Annotated in this window: 18 protein-coding genes; 9 read left to right on the top strand and 9 right to left on the bottom strand. The window is 60.8% G+C overall.

What is annotated here, in order from left to right; translation table 11 throughout:
- Positions 1 to 1194 carry an MdtL family multidrug efflux MFS transporter gene (locus ACB032_RS05745; RefSeq protein ID WP_371137544.1) on the bottom strand — a complete coding sequence of 398 codons (1194 nt, stop codon included), beginning with the start codon at positions 1192 to 1194 and terminating at the stop codon, positions 1 to 3.
- Between the two features lie 192 nt (positions 1195 to 1386).
- On the opposite strand from ACB032_RS05745, the gene ACB032_RS05740 reads away from it, so the two are divergent.
- Positions 1387 to 1968 carry a nucleoside triphosphate pyrophosphatase gene (locus ACB032_RS05740; RefSeq protein ID WP_371137543.1) on the top strand — a complete coding sequence of 194 codons (582 nt, stop codon included), beginning with the start codon at positions 1387 to 1389 and terminating at the stop codon, positions 1966 to 1968.
- A 77-nt stretch (positions 1969 to 2045) separates the two neighbouring features.
- Here the strand turns inward: ACB032_RS05740 and ACB032_RS05735 are convergent, their stop codons facing one another.
- Both ACB032_RS05735 and rluC read right to left on the bottom strand, forming a co-directional pair.
- Positions 2046 to 2693, bottom strand: a complete 648-nt coding sequence (locus tag ACB032_RS05735; RefSeq protein WP_371137542.1) for an HAD family hydrolase — start codon at positions 2691 to 2693, stop codon at positions 2046 to 2048.
- A complete protein-coding gene (gene rluC / locus ACB032_RS05730; protein ID WP_371137541.1) occupies positions 2693 to 3637 on the bottom strand; it encodes a 23S rRNA pseudouridine(955/2504/2580) synthase RluC in 945 nt (314 codons plus the stop codon). Before rluC ends, ACB032_RS05735 begins: the two co-directional genes overlap by 1 nt.
- A gap of 411 nt (positions 3638 to 4048) precedes the next feature.
- Between rluC and rne the strand changes: the two genes are divergently transcribed.
- Positions 4049 to 7180: a ribonuclease E gene (gene rne / locus ACB032_RS05725; RefSeq protein WP_371137540.1), complete on the top strand. Its 3132-nt coding sequence runs from the start codon at positions 4049 to 4051 to the stop codon at positions 7178 to 7180.
- A gap of 810 nt (positions 7181 to 7990) precedes the next feature.
- On the opposite strand, the gene ACB032_RS05720 is transcribed toward rne, so the two are convergent.
- The 4 genes from ACB032_RS05720 to apbC form a co-directional block, all read right to left on the bottom strand.
- Positions 7991 to 9460: an inorganic phosphate transporter gene (locus tag ACB032_RS05720; RefSeq protein ID WP_011706094.1), complete on the bottom strand. Its 1470-nt coding sequence runs from the start codon at positions 9458 to 9460 to the stop codon at positions 7991 to 7993.
- Positions 9461 to 9867: 407 nt separating this feature from the next.
- Positions 9868 to 10449 (bottom strand): dCTP deaminase, encoded by a 582-nt coding sequence (gene dcd, locus ACB032_RS05715; protein WP_011706092.1) that lies wholly within the window; start codon positions 10447 to 10449, stop codon positions 9868 to 9870.
- Positions 10450 to 10511: 62 nt separating this feature from the next.
- Positions 10512 to 11156: a uridine kinase gene (gene udk / locus ACB032_RS05710; protein ID WP_011706091.1), complete on the bottom strand. Its 645-nt coding sequence runs from the start codon at positions 11154 to 11156 to the stop codon at positions 10512 to 10514.
- Positions 11157 to 11265: 109 nt separating this feature from the next.
- Entirely contained in the window at positions 11266 to 12348 is a 1083-nt protein-coding gene (gene apbC / locus ACB032_RS05705) for an iron-sulfur cluster carrier protein ApbC (RefSeq protein WP_371137539.1), read from the bottom strand.
- A 186-nt stretch (positions 12349 to 12534) separates the two neighbouring features.
- Between apbC and metG the strand changes: the two genes are divergently transcribed.
- The gene (gene metG / locus ACB032_RS05700; protein ID WP_371137538.1) at positions 12535 to 14568 is read left to right on the top strand and encodes a methionine--tRNA ligase; all 2034 of its coding nucleotides are present in this window, start codon (positions 12535 to 12537) and stop codon (positions 14566 to 14568) included.
- Between the two features lie 207 nt (positions 14569 to 14775).
- Positions 14776 to 15411: a glutathione S-transferase family protein gene (locus tag ACB032_RS05695; RefSeq protein WP_130632342.1), complete on the top strand. Its 636-nt coding sequence runs from the start codon at positions 14776 to 14778 to the stop codon at positions 15409 to 15411.
- 84 nt (positions 15412 to 15495) lie between these two features.
- Here the strand turns inward: ACB032_RS05695 and ACB032_RS05690 are convergent, their stop codons facing one another.
- Complete coding sequence (locus ACB032_RS05690) at positions 15496 to 15768, bottom strand: acylphosphatase (RefSeq protein ID WP_005300975.1); 273 nt, start codon at positions 15766 to 15768, stop codon at positions 15496 to 15498.
- Between the two features lie 85 nt (positions 15769 to 15853).
- Here ACB032_RS05690 and ACB032_RS05685 point away from each other — a divergent pair, with 85 nt between their 5' ends.
- Both ACB032_RS05685 and ACB032_RS05680 read left to right on the top strand, forming a co-directional pair.
- Positions 15854 to 17284, top strand: a complete 1431-nt coding sequence (locus ACB032_RS05685; RefSeq protein WP_130632341.1) for a methyl-accepting chemotaxis protein — start codon at positions 15854 to 15856, stop codon at positions 17282 to 17284.
- Between the two features lie 105 nt (positions 17285 to 17389).
- Positions 17390 to 18583 (top strand): class I SAM-dependent methyltransferase, encoded by a 1194-nt coding sequence (locus ACB032_RS05680; protein ID WP_371137537.1) that lies wholly within the window; start codon positions 17390 to 17392, stop codon positions 18581 to 18583.
- Between the two features lie 478 nt (positions 18584 to 19061).
- Here ACB032_RS05680 and ACB032_RS05675 read toward each other — a convergent pair whose 3' ends face one another.
- A complete protein-coding gene (locus tag ACB032_RS05675) occupies positions 19062 to 19706 on the bottom strand; it encodes a glutathione S-transferase family protein (protein WP_270812482.1) in 645 nt (214 codons plus the stop codon).
- Between the two features lie 259 nt (positions 19707 to 19965).
- Between ACB032_RS05675 and ACB032_RS05670 the strand changes: the two genes are divergently transcribed.
- The 3 genes from ACB032_RS05670 to mnmH all read left to right on the top strand — a co-directional run bounded on the left by ACB032_RS05670 (position 19966) and on the right by mnmH (position 23677).
- Positions 19966 to 21150 (top strand): acyltransferase family protein, encoded by a 1185-nt coding sequence (locus tag ACB032_RS05670; RefSeq protein WP_371137536.1) that lies wholly within the window; start codon positions 19966 to 19968, stop codon positions 21148 to 21150.
- 392 nt (positions 21151 to 21542) lie between these two features.
- On the top strand, positions 21543 to 22580 hold the full coding sequence (gene selD, locus ACB032_RS05665) for a selenide, water dikinase SelD (protein WP_016350735.1): 1038 nt from the start codon (positions 21543 to 21545) through the stop codon (positions 22578 to 22580).
- Positions 22577 to 23677 carry a tRNA 2-selenouridine(34) synthase MnmH gene (mnmH, locus tag ACB032_RS05660; RefSeq protein ID WP_206817309.1) on the top strand — a complete coding sequence of 367 codons (1101 nt, stop codon included), beginning with the start codon at positions 22577 to 22579 and terminating at the stop codon, positions 23675 to 23677. The genes selD and mnmH overlap by 4 nt, the downstream gene beginning before the upstream one ends.
- Positions 23678 to 23692 lie beyond the last annotated feature (15 nt).

Raw genomic sequence — 23692 nt, 5'->3', positions numbered from 1 at the left:
TCAGGGATTCTCCATGACCGGGGCACCATAGGCGAGGCTGTCGAAGACCGGCCCCAGGGCGCGAAAGAGCAGATAGAGTAACACGGCGCCGAGCAGGGCACAGGCAAGCAGCGTGCTGGGGGCAAAGCCAAGCCACCCCATCAGCCAGATATAGCCGGCGCTCACGGTTATCTGGGCAAGACAGAGGGTGGCGCTGGCGAGCGCTATCTGATGACGGCAACTGGCCAGCGCCTCGCCCATGGCGATGCCGAAGCTCGCGGAAAAACCGATGCAGGTGAAGGCAAAGCCTGCCAGCAGCAGCCAAAGGCCCCAGGAGCTCTCAAGATGAGAGGCCAGGATCAGCAGCAGCGCCAACCCCAACCCACCGTGGGCCAGTGCGAGCAGGCTGTGCTTGTGGAGTCGACGCAGCAACAAGGGGGCGAAGAAGGAGGTGATCATGCTGATCATCGCCATGATCATCATGATGCGGGCATACTCTGCGGTTGCCAGCCCCCTCTGGGTCATCAGGATCATGGGTGAAGTGCTGACATAGGTCAGAATGCAGGTCATGCCGGCACTGCTCAACGCGCACATCCAGAGGAACTGCGGCACTCGCAAGAAGGCAAAGCGGGCTGCTGACGCACTCGAGGATGACTCAGGGTGCCGCGGCAGGCTTTCTTTCAACCCCAGCAGGTTGAGCAGCAGCACCACGCCGCCAAGCAGCGCCATGGCCTGAAAGATGGCAGGCCATGGGAAGCCGGTCAGGATGAGATAGCCCAGCAGCGGCGCCAGCACGGGGATCACGCAGATGACCCCATTGATGGCCGACAGCACGGCCGCCAGCCGAGCCGGTGGCAACACGTCTCGCAGCACGGTAAAGGTCATGATGTAGAGGGCGCCGGCCCCTGCCCCCTGGCCGACCCGCGCCAGCAGAAACTGCGCGGTGTCGGCGGCGCTGCCGGCCAGCAGCGACGCCAGCATAAACAAGCCGGCCCCACTCAGGATCACCGGCCTGCGGCCGTGACGATCCGCCAGCAGGCCGGCCAGCGGGACGGTCGCGGCCATGCCGAGCAGATAGAGGGAAAACGCGGTGTGCAGCTGAGCCTCGCTGGCCTGAAGGCTGGCACCTATGTTGGGCAACGCCACCAGATATAGATCGATCCCTACCGGGTAGAGCGTGATCATCAAAAAACAGCAGAGCATGTAACGGCCCATGGTGACTCCTCAGCGTCCTCAGCGAATGGGTAGCATCGACGGGGCACTATAACGTCAGGCCGGATGAATAAGCCGATAGCTGTGTTTTCCAATCTCGACATGCTGGAGAGAATGGCGGCGATATTTGCCCTCGCCGCACGGGGGCGATACCATCGACGCCTGCCCGTTTCTGAACCTGGATACCTGATTGCCATGTCGCGCCCCCTGATCCTCGCCTCCACCTCCCGTTACCGCAAAGCCCTGCTGGAAAAGCTGGGCCTCCCCTTTGAGTGCGCCGCGCCAAATGTCGATGAATCCGTGCTGCCCGGGGAGGATGCACAGACGCTGGTGGCTCGCCTTGCCCATGCCAAGGCCCGTGCCATCGCCGATCAGCATGATCAGGGGATGATCATCGGTTCGGATCAGGTGTGCGTCTGTGATGGTCGGATCCTGGGCAAGCCGGGAACGGTCGAGCGAGCGGTGGCCCAGCTGATGGCGGCTCAGGGGCGCAGCGTCACCTTTTATACCGGCCTGTGCGTGCTGGACGCCGCGTCTGGCCGCGCCGAACAGCTGATAGAACCCTTCACCGTTCATTTTCGCCAGCTCGATGAGGCGGCCATCCGCCGCTATGTAGAAGCTGAACAGCCCCTCGACTGTGCGGGCAGTTTCAAGTGTGAAGGCATGGGGATCGTGCTGTTCAAGGCCCTGGAAGGGCGCGATCCCAATGCACTGATCGGCCTGCCGTTGATCGGCCTGATCGAGCTGCTGGCCCGCCACGGTATCGCCCTGCCCTGATGGGCACGATATGCCAACCACGAAAAACGGGAGCCAAGGCTCCCGTTTTTCGTTTATTCATCGGTTATATCGCAAGGCTAACTCAGCAATCGCTGAAGCTCCGCCATGGTATCAACCACCGCCAGTGGATGGTGGGCCAGCAAGCGTGCACGGTCGTGCACGCCCCAGCTCACCCCGATCCGCGGCATGGCCAGCGCCTCGGCCATCGCCATGTCGTGGATGGAATCACCGATCATCACCGCCTGGTGCGGGGTAATGCCCAGCTCATCCAGAATTTGCGTCAGCATCAGGGGATCAGGCTTGGAGTTGGCCTCGTCCGCCCCGCGCGTGGCGGCAAAGAGCGGCCGCAACCCTGTTTCATCCAGTACCCGGTCCAATCCACGCCGTGACTTGCCGGTAGCGACCGCCAGGGCCACCCCTTGTGCATGCCAATGCAGCAACAGTTCCCTCGCCCCGGCGAACAACGGGCTGGGTGTGCTGTCATGGACGTAATGGTGGCGATAACGGGCGATCAGGGCATTGGCCCGCTCACCCCCCTGCTCCAGGGAAAACAGCCGGGGGATACCGACCTCCAGACTGAGACCGATGATCTGGTGCGTCTCGACGGCGGTGGGCACGGGCTCACCGCAATCGCGAGCCGCGTGCGCCACACAGGCAACAATCCGGCCCACCGAGTCCATCAGGGTACCGTCCCAGTCGAAGATGGCGAGCCGGATGGTCTGCATCAGCGAGCTAACTTGTTCAGGAAGTCGTCGAGTTCGGGGGCCAGCGGGGCTTCCACCTGCATCTCGCGGCCATCGGCCGGATGGATGAAGCTCAGCTTCCAGGCATGCAAAAACAGTCGTTTCAGCCCCTGGCTGCGCATTTTATCGTCAAATGCGGCTTCTCCATACTTGTCATCACAGGCGATGGGGTGACCCGCATGCTGGGTATGCACCCGGATCTGATGGGTACGACCGGTGATCGGGCTGCACTCCACCAGGGTGGCCTCGGCAAACTGACGGGCAATCCGAAAACGCGTCTCGGAAGGCTTGCCATCGCTGCTGACCCGCACTACCCGCTCGCCGGATTGCAGGTCATTTTTGCGCAGCGGCGCATTGACCACCTTGACGTGAGGCTGCCACTGGCCACGCACCAGCGCCAGGTACTGTTTGCGCATGGTCTTGACCCGCAGCTGCTCATGCAGGCTGCGCAGGGCGCTGCGCTTCTTGGCAACCAGCAGTACGCCGGAGGTGTCGCGATCGAGCCGATGCACCAGTTCGAGGAAACGGGCTTCCGGGCGCAGGGCGCGCAGCCCTTCAATCACGCCAAAGCTCAGGCCGCTGCCGCCGTGTACCGCCATGCCGGACGGCTTGTTCAGCACTATCATGGCGTCATCTTCAAACAGGATCTGGCTCTCCAGACGCTGGATGCTGCTGAGATTGGCCGAGGGCAGTTCGTTCTTTTCGGCAACCCGCACGGGGGGGACCCGTACCTCGTCACCAGTGCAGAGTTTGTATTCCGGTTTGATGCGCTTTTTGTTGACGCGCACTTCCCCTTTGCGAAGGATGCGATAGATCAGGCTCTTGGGGACGCCCTTTAGCTGAGTCTTGAGAAAATTGTCGATGCGCTGCCCTTCATGCTCAGCTTCGATGGTGAGCAGCTGCACTTGTTGATGTATCTGTGTCATGGCGCGGATTTTAACACTGCCGGCGGCCCTTGGCTGCATGCTTTGTTGAAAAATGGCGCCTTGCTATAAAAGTGGTTTAAATGGGATAATAAACAAGGTTTTGTCATTGTGTTCAAGCCTTGTACTAAGTGGCCAAAATTTATGCCACCCAATCCCGAAACACCGTGTATACAAGAACATGACGGTTCCCGGGTGCGAGGTACAGCGCATGGAGAACGCAAACAGAACCGCTAATTTGTCTCCACACCGGTATCCTTTTCATGCCTTCTCGAGAAGGCTGGACCAGAGTGCCCTTAGTTTGCGCCTCATGCATACCCCAACCGGGAGGTTGCCCCAGTATGCTGAAGACCCGAGGCCGGCGCCGGCAGGATCCTGTGGAGGAAATCAAAATGACAAAATAACGAGAACTCAATGAAAAGAATGCTAATCAACGCGACTCAGGAAGAAGAGTTGCGCGTAGCGCTGGTTGACGGACAACAGCTCTACGATCTGGATATTGAAAGTCCGGGACACGAGCAGAAAAAAGCGAACATTTACAAGGGCAAAATCACCCGCGTAGAACCCAGTCTTGAAGCTGCTTTTGTCGACTATGGCGCCGAGCGCCACGGTTTCCTGCCGTTAAAGGAAATCGCCCGCAATTATTTCCCCTCCGGTTACTCCTATCAGGGTCGTCCCAACATCAAAGAAGTGGTCCGCGAAGGCCAGGAAGTGATCGTCCAGATCGACAAGGAAGAGCGTGGCACCAAGGGTGCAGCCCTCACCACCTTTATCAGTCTGGCCGGCAGCTACCTGGTACTGATGCCGAACAATCCTCGCGCCGGTGGTATCTCCCGCCGTATCGAAGGTGATGAACGGACTGAACTGAAAGAAGCCCTGAGCGGCCTGACCGTGCCGGACGGCATGGGCCTCATCGTGCGTACCGCCGGTGTGGGCAAATCCCCGGAAGAGCTGGAATGGGATCTGAACGTTCTGCTCAACCACTGGGATTCCATCCACAAGGCGTCACAGAGCCGCTCTGCACCGGTGCTGATCCATCAGGAAAGCAACGTCATCGTGCGTGCCATCCGTGACTACCTGCGTCGCGATGTCGGCGAGATCCTGATCGACAACCCGGTCATCTTCGAGCGTGCCAAGGCGCATATCGAGCTGGTTCGTCCCGATTTCCTCAATCGCGTGAAGCTGTACAAGGGTGAAGTTGCCCTGTTCAACCACTTCCAGATCGAGAGCCAGATCGAGTCGGCCTTCCAGCGTGAAGTGCGTCTGCCCTCCGGCGGCAGCATCGTCATCGATCCGACCGAAGCACTGACCTCCATCGATATCAACTCCTCCCGCGCCACCAAGGGCGGCGATATCGAAGAGACGGCGCTGCAAACCAACCTGGAAGCGGCCGACGAAATTGCCCGTCAATTGCGTCTGCGCGACCTGGGTGGCCTGATCGTCATCGACTTCATTGACATGACCCCGGTTCGTCATCAGCGCGAAGTGGAAAACCGTCTGCGTGAAGCGGTGCATCAGGACCGTGCCCGCATCCAGCTGGGCCGGATCTCCCGTTTCGGTCTGCTGGAGATGTCTCGCCAGCGTCTGCGTCCCTCCCTCAACGAGTCCAGCAGCCATATCTGCCCTCGTTGCCAGGGCCAGGGTGTGATCCGTGACAACGAATCACTGGCGCTGTCCATCCTGCGTCTCATCGAAGAAGAGGCCATGAAGGACAACACCGAGCAGGTTCACGGTCAGGTACCGGTCGATGTTGCCGCCTATCTGCTCAACGAGAAGCGTGCTTCCATCGCCAGCCTGGAACAGCGTAATGATGTACGTGTCTACATCATTCCGAACCAGCATCTGGAAACCCCGCACTACGAAGTGACCCGCATCCGTCAGAACGAGATCCCGGAAGCGGCCAGCTACGAGCTGAAAACCGAGATTGCCAAGCCGGTCTACCAGCCGAAGCAGGCTCAGGTGATCGAGCGCGAACAACCGCTGCTGCAAGGTTTTGTCCAGGCGCCCCAGCCGGCCCCCGCCGCGCCGGCCCCGGTTGTGGCTCCCGCTGCACCGACCGCCCCCGAAGCCGGTCTGTTTGGCAAACTGTTCAAGGCCATCTCCGGCTTGTTCGGTTCCGACAGCGCCTCTGCCGACGTGAAGGCTCCTGCCGACAAACCGGCAGCCCAGCGCGAAGCACGCAAGGATGAGGGTCATCGTCATCAGCGCGATGAAACCCGCAGCCGCGGTCAGCGTGGTCGTCGTGATGACAATCGTGGTAACCGCAGCCCTGCCGATACCGCAGAGAAGCGGGAAGCGGGTGCCAATCGTGAAGGTGGTGAAAGCCGCAACCGTCGTCCCCGCAAAGAGCGTGAGCCGCGCCAGGAGCGTGAAGCCCGTGGCGAAGTGCGTGAACAGCGCATGGAACGTGAACCTCGCGAGGCTCGTGAGCCGCGTCAGGAACGCGAACCCCGCGCCCCGCGCCCTGCTCGTGAACCCCGTGCTCCGCGTGAACCTCGCGCCGAAGTGGTCGTTGACGCGGTAGAAACCGTCGATACCACCATGGTCAACGACGAGCCACGTCTGGAAAAAGAGCAGAAAGTGGCTGAGCGCCGCGAACGCCGTCAACTGCGCAAGCAGATCCGGGTCGATGCCCCGGCCAGCGACGTTGCCGCCCTGCCCGCCGATGCTCCGGTTGTTGCCGAAGAGGCCTCCGACGCAGTAGAGCAGCACGATGAGCAGGCCGAAGGCCAGCGTCGTTCCCGTCGTACGCCGCGCAATCAGCGTATCGAAGGCCAACGTCGCAAGCGCATCAATGAAGATGCCCGCAGCCAGCGTGAAGATGAAGAACAGTCTGCCGAAGGCGCTACCCCTACCCTGGCTGCAGCTGCCCAGGCAGATGCCGCCCAGGTGAAAGTGGAAGAGCCGGCAGTCCCTGTCATCACCATCCCCAGTGCTGAAGCGGTTGCCGCCGCCCTGCAGGCCTCTGCTGCGCTGACCGAGCATGTCGTGCCTGAAGCCGTTGTGGCAGAGGCTCACGAGCAGGCTGAAGTCGTGGCCGCAGAGCCAGTGGTAACCGAAGCGGTAGTTGCTGAAGAAGCCCAGGTAGCGGTAGCAAACGAGCCAGTGGTTGCAGAAGTTGCTGCCCCGGTCATTGCGGAAGTCGTTTCTGTCGAGGCACCGGCTGTCGAGACTGCCGTGGTTGAAGCGGCACCTGCTGCACCGGCAGTTGAAGAAGCCGCTCCGGCAGTGGTTGTAGCCGAGGTTGCCCCTCTGGTGGTTGAACAGCCTGCTGCGGTCGCTGAGCCTGTCATCGCTGACGAGGCTCCGGTAGCCGCTGCCGTAGCAGCCCCTGTGGCCAAGCAAGTCAAACGCAGTGGTGGCCTGCTGGCCGGTGCCCGCAAGGCCTCTGCGCCGATGGCAACACCGGCAGCTGCCCCTGCCCTGCCGGTACGCGAGCCGGTTGATCATGCGCCGCTGGTGCGCAGCGAAGTGGCAAGCTCAGGTCGCCATGGCGGCAGTACCGCTGCCGTCAACGTTGCAACCAGCCCGGCCGGTCGTCCTTGATGACTCGCTAGTCTGACAAAAAGAGCCACACATTGTGTGGCTCTTTTTTAGGTGCGGCATGGCGTCAGCTCGTCTCGGTTACCCGTCCTTTTACTACTCCGCTACCTACTAGCACTGAGAGCCACAAACTTCTCCCATCATATTGAATAACCACAGCCATTGACTCGCTGCGGTTCAATCCACACTCCTTGTTTTGTCTTCCTGCTGCTGAGACTGTATAGTTCCTGGCTTTGGCAGAGTGGATAAGATAAGAGCCAGCACAGATACAAATATCACGCTGTGTAGACATCCTTCACAACACCGGTGCGCATGAACGCCAAGCCTGCCACCCATCTCGAAGTCGGTTTGAAGTGCGTATGCCTCTATCAACCGGCATCGATTGGTCATTCGACCTTCCATCCTCTCGGCAATCCAGACGTGCTGCCGACCAATGCAGGCAAAGACCCCTCTCCCATAGCTGTCAACACAGCTAATCCCATCTGCTAATTTAGGCCATCATGTGCCATGAGATGACAGACATAGACCCTTAGCCGAGCAGCTCCATGACTCTCGCTGCACTCTATGCAGAGGCAGAACTGCAAAAGACGCCCACTCTGCCAACCCTCCTATCTTGAATGCCTGTTGATGGGTGGGGATGAGCTTAGTGGGTGAGAGAAGTAATTGATTGAATGGAATAATTAGTTTGATGGCATATCAAGGATGGTCAGGCTGGAAACCCGGCGGGTAGGAGCCTAATATCACACGCTCGTTTTTAAGGCCATGAAAAAAGGGCCACAAGGGCCCTTTCTCAACACGCTTTTGGTATCTGTATCAGCTGAACAGATGATGGCTGATCAGGAACAGACCACCAGAGAGCAGCATGGTCAGCGGCAGGGTCAGCACCCAGGCCATCAAGATGGTCTTGATGGTCTGGCTCTGCAGGCCCGACTTGTTGGCCACCATGGTCCCCGCTACGGCAGAGGAGAGGATATGAGTGGTCGATACCGGCATCCCGGTCAGACTGGCCACGCCGATGGAGGCGGCAGCGGTGATCTGGGCGGCGATCCCCTGGCTGTAGGTCATGCCGGAGGAGCCAATCTTCTCGCCTACTGTGTAGACGATACGACGCCAGCCCACCATGGTGCCACAACCCAGCGCCAGCGCGATGGAGACGATGACCCAGGTCGGTGCATATTCGGCAGTGGCCGTCAGATCCTTGCGCCATTTGGCAAGGTCGGTCAGCTCTTTGGCCGGCAGCGGCAGCTTGGACACCTTGCGAGCGGTATCGTCGATGCACAGCAGCAGACGGCGCACTTCACGGCGGTCGGTCAGATCCATCTCTTCATAGGTCCGCACCTGAGCAAGACGATTGTCCAGCGTGGCCATGGCCTGCAGGGCACCATCGGCAGCACAGTGGGTCATCAACTCTTCCTGGGCCTGGGCAGGCACACTGAAGTTCACTACCTTGGAAACCTGCTCATGGTTGCGCTGATAGATCTCCATGATGCGCTGATTGGCATCCTGGGTGCGATCCAGGTCATAGGAGCGGCTGTTCATGTCCAGAGCGAAATAGGCAGGAGCCATGCAGATCAGCACCAGCATCACCAGACCGATACCCTTCTGGCCATCGTTGGAACCGTGCACAAAGCTCACGCCCATGGCAGACGCCACCAGAGTGAGACGCGCCCAGAACGGCGGATGCTTCTTGCCATCCACCAGCAGACGCTCTTCCGGGGTCTTGTGGATCTTGCTGCCCTGCCAGACGCGTTTCATGGCGAACAGCAGCAGCGCGGCGATGATGAAACCGACGGTGGGAGAGATGATTAGGGAAAGCATGATGTCGATGGCTTTCGCGACGTTGATGCCTTCCTGCAGCGGTTGATGGCTGATCCAGGCATAGGCGCCGCCTACCCCCAGAATGGAGCCGATCAGCGTGTGTGAGCTGGACGCCGGGATCCCGAAGAACCAGGTACCCAGATTCCACACGATGGCGGAAAACAGCAGGGAGAACACCATGATCAGACCCTGAGTGGAGTCCATCCCCAGCAGCAGATCGATGGGCAGCAGGTGGACAATGGCATAAGCCACCCCCAGACCACCCATCATGACCCCGGCAAAGTTGAACAGACCGGAGGCCACTACTGCCATGTGTGCCGGCATCGCCTTGGTATAGATAACCGTTGCTACCGCGTTGGCGGTATCGTGAAAGCCGTTGATGAATTCATAGGCCAACACAAAAAAAACGGCCAATACCAAACCGATTGACCACCACAAACCCAAACCACTAAACATTTCAAACATAAAAAACGAACCTGTTTATGAGTTGCGGCGGATTATGCCAGAAGGCTGGTAACGCCATACCCGTTGTTGAAATATTTCAGTAAGAAAAAAAAAGAGCATTCCGTCTGCAAATAGCTTAGAGCCAGTCAGCATGCGGCTTGTCACAGATTAATTAAACAGACCTTGCCTGACAAAAACAGTCTCCAAACGGGAACAATTCATCATCGGTATGCCGCAGAGATCACTCTCACCGACTTAGGCTCCGTCAATTTTCGACCGACCGTATCGCCCTGTTTGTACAAATGACAGGCAAGATCACTCCCTCGCCCAGCCCTCTTCGCCACATCAATCTGCCGAAGCAAATGGAGAAGGGCGCCAGCGGCGCCCTCTTTTAACACATTGCCGACGGCTCGACTGTCGATCCGATCTCAGTCCTGATTGATGCGACTGGCAACCGCCCCCTGCTGGCTCTTGTACTTGGCGTTTTCCCGTTTGTTATAGGGACGCGCCGCCACACCGGAGAGCATCTCGAAGTTCAGCGCACCGATCTTCATCTTGGGGCGCAGCGCCAGCGGCAGCTTACCGCCGTTGTAGAACTCCAGCACGATGCGACCGGACCAGCCCGGATCGATGCGGTGCGCGGTCACGTGCACCATCAACCCGAGGCGGGCCAAGGACGAGCGGCCATCTAGCCAGCCCACAATGTCGGCCGGCAGGGTGACCGATTCGTAGGTCACCGCCAGGGCCAGCTGGCCCGGGTGAAGATAGAAGGCTTCGCCATCCGGCACGTGGATCTCATCGCTCATCACCCGATCGATGGCGTCGGCCATTTCGCTGCTGGGGCCGCTCAGATCGATATAGGGGGCGGTATGATCGCGAAACACCCGAAACTCGTTGCCCAGCAGCACGTCGACGCTGACGCCGCTGATCCGTTCAATACCGGGTCTGGGCTCAATGACGATCTTGCCTTCATCCAGATGACGTTCGATATCGGTATCACAAAGACGCATTGGGCGACTCTCCTGACAAATTGTTCATTTAAAAAAGCCGGGCATCACCCGGCTTGAATATCTCAACCAATCAACATGTGGCGAATACGCGCCTTGAGCATGTCGATGGCGATGCGGTTCTTGCCGCCACGGGGAACGATCACATCCGCGTACTGCTTGGAAGGCTCGATAAACTGCAGGAACATGGGGCGTACCGTCTTCTGGTACTGCTTGAGCACCGAGTCCATGGTCCGGCCACGCTCCTGCACATCACGCACCAGACGGCGCAGCAGGCAGATGTCGAGCGGCGTGTCCATGAAGATGGAGGCATCCATCAGATCCCGCAAGCGGCTATCGGTGAGCAGCAGGATCCCTTCCAGAATGATCACCCGGCGCGGTGCGAACGGGGTCACTTCGCTCATGCGGGTATGTTCGGTATAGGAGTATTGGGGAATATTGACCGCATCACCTTGCACCAGCTGGCTCAGGTGCTGGACCAGCAGGTCGTGATCCAGCGCGTTGGGGTGGTCATAGTTGGTTTTGACCCGCTCTTCCATGGTCAGGTGGGTCTGATCGCGGTAGTAGCAATCTTCGGTGATCACGCCAATCTGACCGGCTCCCAGCTCGGCCACCAGCTCTTCATAGATGGTTTGGGCTATAAGACTCTTGCCGGAAGCGGATGCACCAGCAATACCGATGATCACACACGAATGTTGAGTATCAGACATTGAAAATACCTAAAGAGAAGAGCAGTGGGGATGGTTTAAACCGATCCATTATATAAAAAAGGGTGAGCCATGCCCACCCTCAAATCCACCCCAGGCGGTCGACCGCCGATTATTCATCCAGCGCCATGGCATAGAGGGGGGTCGCAATCGGTTTACCGCTGAAATAGAGTTCAGCCCCCACCCGGCGGGCCAGCTTCAGATAGGCCTCTGCCAGCTCCCCTTCCGGTGCGCCGAACACGGTCGGGCGACCGTCGTCCATGTGCTGACGGATGTCGATGTGCAGCGGCAGCTGGCCGAGCAGGGCCACCTTGTACTGCTCCGCCATCTTCTGGCCGCCGCCGGTGCCGAACAGCGGCTCCTGATGACCGCAGGCGCCGCAGACGTGATAGCTCATGTTCTCGACGATGCCGAGCACCGGCACCTGGACCTTGTTGAACATGGCGATGCCCTTGCGCGCATCCGCCAGCGCCACGTCCTGCGGCGTGGTGACGATCACCGCCGCCGTGGTCGGCACCTGCTGGGCCAGGGTCAGCTGGATGTCGCCGGTACCCGGCGGCATGTCCACCACCAGATAGTCCACTTCGCCCCAGCGGGTCTCGTGGAGGATCTGGGCCAGCGCCTTGCTCGCCATGGGGCCACGCCAGATGGTGGCATCCTGCTCGGCCACCAGATAGCCGATGCTGTTGCTCTTGAGGCCGCAGGCCATCACCGGCTCCATCAGCTTGCCGTCATGGCTGACGGGGCGCTCCTTCAAGGTCCCGGTCATGGTCGGAATGGAGGGGCCGTAGATGTCCGCATCCAGAATGGCGACCCGCGCCCCCTCTTTTTGCAGCGCCAGCGCCAGGTTGACCGCGGTAGTGGACTTGCCCACCCCGCCCTTGCCGGAGGCAACCACGATGATGTTGCGAATGCCCTGCACCGCCGCCAGCCCTTGCGCTCGCGGCAAACTGGCGACCTCGATTTCGCCTACCCAGTCGATACGGGTGGCGCCGGTGGCGCTGCGCAGGCGGGCGTCAAACTCCTGCTTGATCTGCTCAAACAGGGAGTGGCCTGCAAAGGGCAGCACCAGCTTGATGGTCAGCGTCGAGCCCTGTTTGTCGATGCTGCGCACGAAGCCGGCAGCCACCAGATCCTTGCCCCAGCCAGTTGGCTTAAATTCGGCGAGGATCTGTTTTACTGAATCAATCACCATTAACTCCTCATTATCTTGTCTTTATCTTGAGGTGAACGGTTACCGCACACAAATCAGTGGCTTGCCTGCTGGTCGACCAGCGTGCGCCGGCAGGGCGGACGAGCCACAACCCTAGGCAGGCTACCCCCAATTCGGGTAACATGCACGGCACTCTATCATCCCAACAAGCACATCAAGAACGACTATATGGCAACTGATCCTCGTACAATGCTGGTAACCTGCGCCCTTCCCTATGCCAATGGCTCCATCCATCTTGGCCACATGCTGGAACACATCCAGGCCGATATCTGGGTTCGTTATCAGCGAATGCGCGGTCACCAGGTGCACTTTGTCTGTGCCGACGATGCCCACGGCACCCCGATCATGCTCAAGGCCCAACAGCTGGGGATCACCCCGGAAGAGATGATCGCGGCCGTCTCCAAGGAGCACCAGGCCGACTTCGCCGGCTTCAACATCAGTTTTGACAACTATCACTCCACTCACAGCGACGAGAACCGCGAGCTGGCGGAGCTGATCTACGGCCGTCTGCAGGCTGGCGGCAAGATCAAGAGCCGCACCATCTCCCAGCTGTTCGACCCTGAAAAGTCCATGTTCCTGCCGGACCGCTTCGTCAAGGGTACCTGCCCCAAGTGCAAGTCCCCTGAGCAGTATGGTGACAACTGTGACAGCTGCGGCGCGACCTACAGCCCGACCGAGCTGATCGATCCGAAATCCGCCGTCTCCGGCGCCACCCCGGTGATGAAGGACTCCGAGCACTTCTTCTTCGACCTGCCGCAGTTTGAAAAATGGCTGGCAGAGTGGGTGCGCGGCTCTGGCGCCATCCAAGAAGAGATGGCCAACAAGATGCAGGAGTGGTTCGAGAGCGGCCTGCAGCAGTGGGACATCACCCGTGACGCCCCCTACTTCGGGTTCGAAATTCCCGGCGCCCCGGGCAAGTACTTCTACGTCTGGCTGGATGCCCCCATCGGCTACATGGCGTCGTTCAAGAACCTGTGCAACAAGCGCGGCGACATCGATTTCGACAGCTACTGGAAAGCGGACTCCGAGGCCGAGCTCTATCACTTCATCGGCAAGGACATCGCCTACTTCCACTGCCTGTTCTGGCCGTCCATGCTGGAAGGCGCCGGTTTCCGCAAGCCGACCAAGGTCAACGTACACGGCTACGTGACCGTCAACGGCGCCAAGATGTCCAAGTCCAAGGGCACCTTCATCAAGGCTTCCACCTATCTCAACCATCTGGATCCAGAGTGCCTGCGTTACTACTACGCCGCCAAGCTCAACAGCCGCATCGACGATCTGGACTTGAACCTCGATGACTTCGTCGCCCGCGTCAACGCCGACGTGGTCAACAAGCTGGTCAACCTGGCGTCGCGCAACGCCGGTTTCATCGCCAAGCGTTTCGACGGCAAGCTGGCGGCGACCTGCGCCGAGCCTGAGCTCTACGCCGAGTTCGCCAACGCCCGCACTGCCATCGCCGAGGCCTACGAGAGCCGCGAGTTCAGCCGCGCCATCCGCGAGATCATGGCGCTGGCCGACAAGGCCAACCGCTACGTGGATGACAACGCTCCCTGGGTCATCGCCAAGCAGGAAGGCGCTGACGCCGAGCTGCAGGCGGTCTGCTCCGTCGGCATCAACCTGTTCCGCGTGCTGATGGCCTACCTCAAGCCGGTAATGCCGCTGCTGGCCGAGCGTGCCGAAGCCTTCCTGGGGGAAACCCTCAGCTGGGATGGCATCGAAATGCCGCTGGTTGATCACACCGTTGCCCCGTTCAAGGCGCTGTTCTCCCGCATCGAACCGGCCAAAATCGAAGCCATGATCGACGCGTCCAAGGAAGATCTGGCCAAAGAGCAGGCACCGAAAGCGAGCGGCCCGCTGGTAGACGATCCCATCAGCGAGACCATCAGCTACGACGACTTCGCCAAGATTGACCTGCGCGTAGCGCTGATCAAGAAGGCCGAAGCCGTACCGGAAGCGGACAAACTGCTCAAGCTGCAGCTGGATATCGGCGGTGAGACCCGTCAGGTGTTTGCCGGTATCAAGTCCGCCTACAATCCGGAAGATCTGGAAGGCAAGCTGACCGTGATGGTGGCCAACCTGGCCCCGCGCAAGATGCGTTTCGGCATGTCCGAAGGCATGGTGCTGGCGGCAGGCCCGGGCGGCAAGGATCTCTGGATCCTGGAGCCGCAGGACGGCGCCCAGCCCGGCATGCGCGTCAAGTAAGCGAAGCCCGGTCATCAAGCAATCAAGGGAGGCCTGCGGCCTCCCTTTTATTTTTCCCTCTTCGCCCCCTTCCCTCTTTCCTCTCCCCACTGAACGCCCTGGATGGTGCGCACTTCACCCCTTCGGTGCTTGTTGCGTTTGGGTAATTTGCCTAGACTGGCGATTCACTTCGGGCCCATGGCCCCCTTCATCAGGCAAGGAGCAAGCATGATCACCTTATATGGCACCCCCGTCAGTCGGGCCCTGCGCGTATCCTGGTTACTGGAAGAGCTGGACGTGGCGTGGCAGTTCCAGTTTCTCGACTTCGCCAAGGGCGAGAACCGCAGCGACTGGTTTTTGACCCTCAACCCGAGCGGCAAGATGCCGGTGCTCAAGGACGGGGAGTTTGTGCTGACCGAATCTGCCGCCATCATGCAGTACCTGGCCGAGGTGTATGGCCCGAACTGGCTGCCAGCCAGAGGGACCCAGACCTCGGCGCTGCACGCCCAGTGGGTCAGTTTCATCACCTGCGAGCTGGAGCAGCCGCTGTGGACCATCGGCAAGCACCGCTTCGCCCTGCCCGAGGCCCAGCGTCTGCCGGCCATCTTCCCCACCGCCAAGTGGGAGTTCGACAAGGCGGCGGCCATCGCCGAATCCTGGGTACCCGAGCAGGGTTACCTGCTGGGGGAACAGATCACCATCGCCGATCTGCTGCTGGCCCATACCCTGATGTGGGCCACCCGCTTCGAGCAGACCATTCCCCCCAAGCTGGCGGCCTATCGGGATCGTCTGGCCAAACGCCCCGCCCTGCAGGCGGTGCTGGCCAAGACCCAGGCCATCGCCGATGCCGCCCAGGCCGGCTGACCCAAGAGCGCCATCGACGCAAACGGGAGCCTGTGTGGCTCCCGTTTTTCATGGCGGTTCGGCGTCATTGGCGTGGCAAGGCGCTCAATTGGTATGAAAGCCGCTCCCCTTGGGTGGCGGCGCCACTTCATACTCCATCCGGGTCACCTCGGCGGTGCGCGGCCCGCGCTCCAGCCAACCCAGCATCATTTGCACGCTCTGCTCCGGCCCGCAGATGAGGATCTCCACCGAGCCATCTTCCAGGTTGTAGGCATGGCCCCGCAGCCCCAGTTGCAGCGCCCGCTCCCGGGTGAAGTAACGAAACCCCACCCCCTGAACCAGGCCCCACACTCGCACGACAAACGATTGCTCTCCCATTTCTCACACCTTCCCCTTAAGAAATTTCCCCCCAAGGCGATAATGAGCGCGACACTCTCATCCCCTTGCAGGACGCAATACCATTATGAAAGAAGTAAAGTTTCGGTGGGTTGACCGTTATCTCATTCACCTCACGATCAGCGAAAAATTTCTCATCACCTTCTGGTGCCCGCTGCTGTTCATCGCCTTTCTCAGCTGGTATCTGCTGGCCGACGGTCACCAGCAACAGATACAGCTGCGCCTGGATCAGCTCAAGCAGCGGGTCGAACTGAGTGCCCAGCTCTCAAGCCAGCATGCCGGTCTCACCCTGCCGGCCGAGCTCACGCTGAGCCCGACCGGCAGCACAGGGCTAACCCGGCAGGGCGACATCTATCGATACGGCGCCAGCGCCGGTCAGGCCGGGATCGTCACCGGCACCCTGGATGCCTCCCGCTACTCCATGTGGGATGGTCAGGGCACCACGCTCACCATCATCGCCGTGCTGGCTGCCCTGCTGGCGCTGGTCACCCACTACCTGATGACCTTTGTCTCCGGTGCGCTCTACTCCACCAACAAGGCGTTGCAGACCGTGGCGGATGGCGACCTCACCTTCCGCCTCAACTTCTTCCCGGTGCGCGACGAGTTCTCCATTCTGGCGGGCAGCATCGACAGGTTCACCGACCGCCAGCACAAGATAGTGCAACTGGTGGAAGAGTCCGCCGAGGCGCTGACCCTGGCCGCCGACGAGTTTCGCGATCACGCCAGCGAGGGTGAGAGCATGGCCCGCTCCCAGCGCCAGCACATGGACTCCCTGGCCGCCGCCATGGAGCAGATGTCTGCCGCCATCCGTGAAGTGGCCCGCAACGCCAACGACACCCTGCAGCAGACCCGTCAGTCAAGTGAAGAGGCGGCCAACGGCGCCGCCCGGGTATCGCGCACCATCACCGCCATCCGCACCCTGGCCGACGAGATCGGCAACGCCTCCGGCGCGGTGGAACGGCTGACCCACAACGCCAATCGCATCAACGAAGTGGTCAACGTCATCAACGCCATCTCCCAGCAGACCAACCTGCTGGCCCTCAATGCCGCCATCGAGGCGGCCCGCGCCGGCGAGCAGGGCCGCGGCTTCGCGGTGGTGGCCGACGAGGTACGCACCCTCGCCAGCCGCACCCAGCAGGCCACGGTGGAGATCCAGCAGATGATCGAAGAGCTGCAGGCCGGCACCGGCGCGCTGAACGACATCATGGAGAAAACCGTAGGTCGCGCCGCCAGCAGCCAGGCCTTGATCAGCGAAGTGGGGCTCGACATCGACAAACTCAGCAACCACAGCGATGCGGTGCTGGAGATGAGCACCCAGATCGCCACCTCCAGCGAGCAGCAGAGCTCGGTGGCCGAGGAGATCACCCGCAATCTGGATCAGGTGCGCCACGAAGCGGGCCAGGTGGAAGAGTCCGCCAGCGCCTCGGTGGCCGGCACCGCCGGCCTCAAGGCCACCGCCACCGAGCTGGCACAGGCATTGAAGGGGCTAAAAATCTGATTAGCAAGCTCCCAAAGCCTGACGCTATCTGCCAAGGTTGTTTGAGTTTTGCCAGCGGGCCACATAGAATGTGGCCCCTTTTCTTTTGACCATCTGGCAACCCCCATGAGCGCTTCCATCTATCTCGTCAAAGGCCGCGAAAAATCCCTGCTGCGTCGCCACCCCTGGATCTTCTCCAAAGGGATCGAGCGGGTACAGGGCAACCCCATCGATGGCGATACCGTCGAGATCTACACCCAGGATGGCAAGTGGCTCGCCCGCGGTGCCTGGTCCGGCAGCTCCCAGATCCGTGCCCGGGTCTGGACCTTCGACAAAGATGAAACCGTCGATCTCGACTTCTTCATCCGTCGCCTCAAATACGCCCAGGAGTCCCGCGATGGGCTCATCAAGCGTCAAGGCCTCACCGGCTATCGCCTCTGTGCCGCCGAATCCGACGGCCTGCCGGGTCTGACCATCGACCGTTATGCCGACTTTCTGGTGTGCCAAATTCTCTCCGCCGGCGCCGAGTTCCAGCGCGAGCTGATAACGCAAGCGCTGCGCACTCTCTACCCCGAGTGCAGCATCTATGAGCGCTCCGACGTGGCGGTACGCAAGAAGGAAGGGCTGAAGGAACGTACCGGTGTCATCTATGGCGAGACCCCGACCGATCCCGTGATCATCGAGGAGAACGGTGGCGTCAAGATCCTGGTGGACATCCGCAACGGTCACAAGACCGGCTTCTATCTGGATCAGCGGGACAACCGCCAGGCTGCCGCCAAGTACACCGAAGGCAAGCGGGTGCTCAACTGCTTCTGCTACACCGGTGGTTTTGGCGTCTACGCCCTCAAGGGCGGCGCCAAGGAAGTGATCAACGTCGATCTCTCCCAGAATGCACTGGATATCGCCCGCCAGAACGCCGAGCTGAACGGGCTGGATACCAGCAACACCCAGTTCGTTCGTCACGACGTGTTCAAGCTGCTGCGTGAATACCGCGAAAAGGGCGAGAAGTTCGATGTCATCGTGCTGGATCCGCCCAAGTTTGCCGAGAGCAAGGCCCAGCTGATGGGCGCCTGTCGCGGCTACAAAGACATCAACATGCTGGCGTTCCAGCTGCTGGCACCGGGTGGCGTGCTCTTGACCTACTCCTGCTCCGGCCTGATGGAGCAGAGCCTGTTCCAGAAGATCGTCGCCGATGCGGCGCTCGATGCCGGTCGCGACGCCCAGATCCTGGAGCTGCTCTCCCAGGCATCCGATCACCCCATCGGTACCGCCTATCCGGAAGGCTTCTACCTCAAGGGGCTGGTGGTGCGCGCCCGCTAAGCCGAGCAGACCAGCGCTGCCCCCTGTCCCCGGTTCCAGATCCGGGCCAGGACGTCCGGCAAATCATCAAAAAGCCCGCGATCAAAGCGGGCTTTTTTCATGCGGCCGCCAAAGAGATAACCGCCCCCCGACTTTGCCACCAGCAGCGATGGGTGCTCCTGTCTCTCCTCTTCAACTGACGACAGCCATCCTCAATCTGGAATTGCCCCATCGTTAGCCCGCTTCTCATCTCTCTTTCACCCAGACATGGCATACACAGCCCACCGGCAGGGACTGTTCGGCATTTTCTTTATGCAAAAACATGAAATATTACGCATCAACATTAAAAATTCCTCGGGGAAATATCGGCCATAAACGCATACTCACTCACCTGAATGAATATCACTGTTTTTTCCCTGCGGTTGATCACGCCATGCCCCTGTCCACCTCGCACATTGCTCGGGGCGGCAATAATTCCGCCCGCAACAAATCATCCCGCTCAATCACGCGCCGGCGCGCCCAGCGGGAAGTAGTGCCGAAATGGCCTGGCCTCCTCCACTACCCGCACGATGGAGGGATGGCTAAGCAACCGGGCGCGATAGGCACGCAGACGGCCATATCCAGCGGGGATCTCGTGGGCCCAGTCGGCGTAGAAGAGCGAGGGGGCGGCGGCGCAATCGGCCAGCGTGAAGTCTGCACCGGCAATCCAGTAGCGTCCTTCGAGCCGCTGATCGAGCCAGGGGTAGATCTGATCGAGCAGCTCGCGGGCCTCCGCTACGCCATAACGGTCGCGATCCGCGATCGGGCGCAGCGCATCCAGCACCACTTTTTGCATCGGCGTCATCACATAGTTATCGAAGACGCGATCCAGCATATGCACCTCCAGACCCGCATCGCCAGGCGGGATCAGGCAGACGGGGCCCCGGTGGTGCGCCTGCAGATGGGCGACTATGGTGCTGCTCTCGAGAATGCAGCGACCGTCATCGAGCAACACGGGGAAGCGCTTGAGTGGCCAGAGGGCGGCAAGTTCGGCGTTGGCCGCCGGCTCTTCGAGATTCCGGTACTCGAACGGGGTGGCATTCTCGTAGAGGGCGATCAACACCTTCTGGCTGTAGGATGAGAAAGGATGGGCATAGAGTTTCATCGGGACAATCCTTGCACGCTGATGGATGACTTCCCTAGTCTAGATCCCCTCTCACCTTCGCTGCAGCGCGGATCCCTTGCTGGTTTTTGGATGATAAATGCGCATTCATGACGAAAATCACACCCGTATGGCTCTCTTTTAGGTAGGGTGATCCCGCCTGTGGCCGCCAAGCCTGGGCAGCCGACTCATCAGGGTTGATGAGCGGCACCACAACAAAAATCGATGTCAGGCCAAGCTGAACATCATCAAGGATCCCGTCATGAATCAATCATTGCCGCTGTTGACGCCGCTACGGGGCATCGCTGCCCTGATGGTGGTGCTGTTCCACGCCCGCTTGCTGCTCTTTCCCCAGTGGATGGAGTCGATCGCCGGCCACACCCAACTCATCGAGAACGGCTACCTCTGGGTCGATCTGTTCTTTATTTTGAGCGGGTTGGTGCTGGCCCATGTCTACGGGGAAGGCTTCGCCCGCTCGCCCCGCACCATCGGTTATGGCCGCTTCCTCTGGCTGCGGCTGACCCGGGTTTATCCCCTCTACCTGGTGACCCTGCTGCTGCTGCTGGGCTGGGAGCTCTACAAGGCCCACCATGGGATTGGCTTCTACGCCGGCCCCCTGTTCAAGATGTGGGAGTGGGAGGGAATGCCTCCTTTTGGCTCCCCCTTTACCCCGGCCGAGGCGTTGCCAAGCAGCCTGTTGCTGCTGCAGGTGGTGACCGATCACGGATTGACCTGGAACTTCGCCGCCTGGTCGCTCAGCGTGGAGTGGATCAGCTATCTGCTGTTTCCGCTGCTCATTCCGCTCGCCGTCACCCGCAGCCGCTGGAGCAACCTCGCCCCCTTGCTGGCCCTGACGGTGCTGGCCTTTATCGTGCACAGCCAGGGTACCCTGGATGTCACCAGCGGGGCGCTGGCCATCGGGCGCGGGGTGAGTGAATTCGTGCTCGGCCTCTGGCTGCTGCCGAAGGTCAAGGCCGCCCAGCAGTGGCCCATGATGCAGCGGGATCTGCCGCTGCTGCTCGCCTTTCTGCTCCCCTTCGCTCTGATGCAGTTCACCATGACGCCGCAGCTGACCCTGCTGCTGATCAGCGCCTACGTGTTGCTGATCTGGGTTGCCGCCTGCCAGGGCGATCGCCAGAGCCCGCTGCTGCGCCTGCTGGACAACCGCTTCACCAACTGGCTGGGGGATCTCTCCTACTCCATCTACCTGCTGCACGCGCTGGTGCTGCTCACCGGCTGCGAGCTCATCCACTATCTGGCGCCGGGGATCACCGCGTGGTGGTATGGCCAGACCAACCCGCTGCTGGGGGTAGTGGCCACCTTGCTGATGCTGGCGGTGCTGATCGGGCTCTCGGCGCTGAGCTACACCCTGCTGGAGCGGCCGCTGCAACGGCGCCTGCGCCGCTGGGGCAAGGCTCGCCAGCCGGTAATGGAGCAAGCCGGCTAAGTTCCCCACCAAAGATGGCCCCGAAGTGAGACAGGCTCGGCCTCATCGGGGCAACACAGGGGGATATGCCTCACGGCCAGCGCATGGCGAAGGCTGTCCCCTCTCTCATTTTTCCCGCCAATCCCCTGCGCTTTGTGTGAATTCCAGTTCGAACCAGAGAGGGCATTTGTGGCATAATGGCCCGTCCTGTGGCCCTTGGCGGGGCTGCGCCGGCGCATCTGTCGCCTCTCCTCCCCCGTCCTGCCAGACTGCCTTGCACGGCTGCCTGACATCGCTGCGCTCAAAGCCAGCCAAGGCCACCCGAATTTCGCGCGCATACGCGCACATTTGACGGCTCCACAGAGCCGCTGCACTTATTTGTACACGCAAGTTTGCACACACAAGGGGAAAGTATGTCTTCCATTCGTCTGACCCAATACAGCCACGGCGCTGGCTGCGGCTGCAAAATCTCTCCCAAGGTCCTCGACACCATTCTCAAGAGCCAGATCCCGGGCTTTGACGACCCGACGCTGGTGGTCGGCAACAGCAGCAAGGATGACGCGGCCGTGGTCGATATCGGCAACGGTCAGGGTATCGTCTCCACCACCGACTTCTTCATGCCCATCGTCGATGATCCCTTCACCTTCGGCCGCATCGCCGCCACCAACGCCATCAGCGACATCTACGCCATGGGTGGCAAACCCATCGTCGCCATCGCCATCCTCGGCTGGCCCATCAACACCCTGGCGCCGGAAGTGGCCCAGCAGGTGATCGACGGCGGCCGTCAGGTGTGCCACGAAGCGGGTATTTCTCTGGCCGGCGGCCACAGCATCGATGCCCCCGAGCCCATCTTCGGCCTCGCGGTGACCGGTATCGTGCCGCTCAATGCCATCAAGCAGAACGACACCGCCAAGGTGGGCGACACCCTCTATCTGACCAAGCCGCTTGGCATCGGCATCCTCACCACCGCCCAGAAGAAGGGCAAGCTCAAACCCGAGCACGAGCAGCTGGCCCCCAACGCCATGTGCACCCTCAACAAGATTGGCCAGCGCTTTGCCGAGCTGCCCGGTGTGCATGCCATGACCGACGTGACCGGCTTTGGTCTGGCCGGCCATCTGCTGGAAATGTGCGAAGGGTCCGGCGTCAGTGCCCGTCTGGACTTCAAGGCGCTGCCGCTGCTGGACGAGGTAGATTACTACCTGAGTGAGGGCTGCGTACCGGGCGGTACCCTGCGCAACTTCGACTCCTATGGCGACAAGCTGGACGCCATGGATGATCGCACCCGCAACATCCTGTGCGACCCGCAGACCAGCGGCGGCCTGCTGGTAGCCGTCGGTAAAGAAAGTGAAGCCGAGCTCCTTGCCATTGCCGCACAGGCAGGGCTGACCCTCTCCCCCATCGGCCAGCTGCAGGCCCGCACCGGCAACCAGTTCATCGAGGTTGTCCAATGAGTGCACTGCCACTGGCCACGGATTACGCCCGGATTTTTCTGGATGACGTTCCGCTCATCGACCTGCGCGCCCCCATCGAGTTCAAGGAGGGGGCCTTCCCCTGCTCAACCAATCTGCCATTGATGACGGATGATGAACGGGCCCAGGTCGGTACCTGCTTCAAGCAGCAGGGGCAGGCGGCCGCCATTGCACTGGGCCATCAACTGGTCGGTGGCACGGTGCGGGCCGAACGCCTCGAGGGCTGGCTGGCCCAGTTGCGCCAGCAACCGGATGCCGTGCTCTACTGCTTTCGCGGCGGCCTGCGCTCACAAACGGTGCAGCAGTGGCTGCATGAAGCTGGGGTCACCCGCCCGCGGATCGCCGGCGGCTACAAGGATCTGCGCCGCTTCCTCATCGACACCCTCGATGGGGCGGCCGCAGAGTGCCAGTGGACCGTGCTGACCGGCATGACCGGCTCCGGCAAGACCCACATGCTGGCCGAGGTGGCCCAGGCACTGGATCTGGAAGGCCATGCCCATCACAGGGGGTCGTCGTTTGGCCAGCTGCCCGGCGGCCAGCCCAGCAACATCAACTTTGAAAACAACCTGGCCATCGAGCTGCTCAAGCGTCGCCAGCAGGGCGAGCAGGCTTTCGTGGTGGAAGACGAGAGCCGTCTCATCGGCCGCTGCTGCCTGCCCAATCCACTGTTCGATGCCATGAGCCAGGCGCCGCTGGTGGTGGTCGAGGTGCCGCAAGAAGAGCGCGCCGAACAGATCCGCCAGGACTATGTGCACGATCTCTGGCTGCGCTATCAGGCGATGTTTGGCGCCGAAGCAGGCTGGCCGCTGTTTGCCGCCTACCTGACCGATGCACTGGCCAGACTCAAGCGCCGGCTTGGCGATCAGGCCCATCGCGAGCTGGACGCCCTGATGCAGAACGCGCTCGCCGAGCAAGCCAGCAGCGGTGATACCTCGCTGCACCTGGCCTGGATCACCCTGTTGCTGACCCGCTATTACGATCCCATGTATCTTTACCAGCTTGGCAACAAGCGCGAACGCATCATCTTCCAGGGTGACAAGCAGGCTTGCCTCGACTTCTTTGCCGAGCAGCGCGCCTGAATCAGCGGCCCATCA

Source organism: Aeromonas sp. S5(2024), from assembly GCF_041403025.1.
Taxonomy (GTDB): Bacteria; Pseudomonadota; Gammaproteobacteria; order Enterobacterales; family Aeromonadaceae; genus Aeromonas; species Aeromonas hydrophila.
The sequence above is the reverse complement of the archived record's forward strand: the minus strand, read 5'-3'. Positions and strand labels throughout refer to the sequence as shown.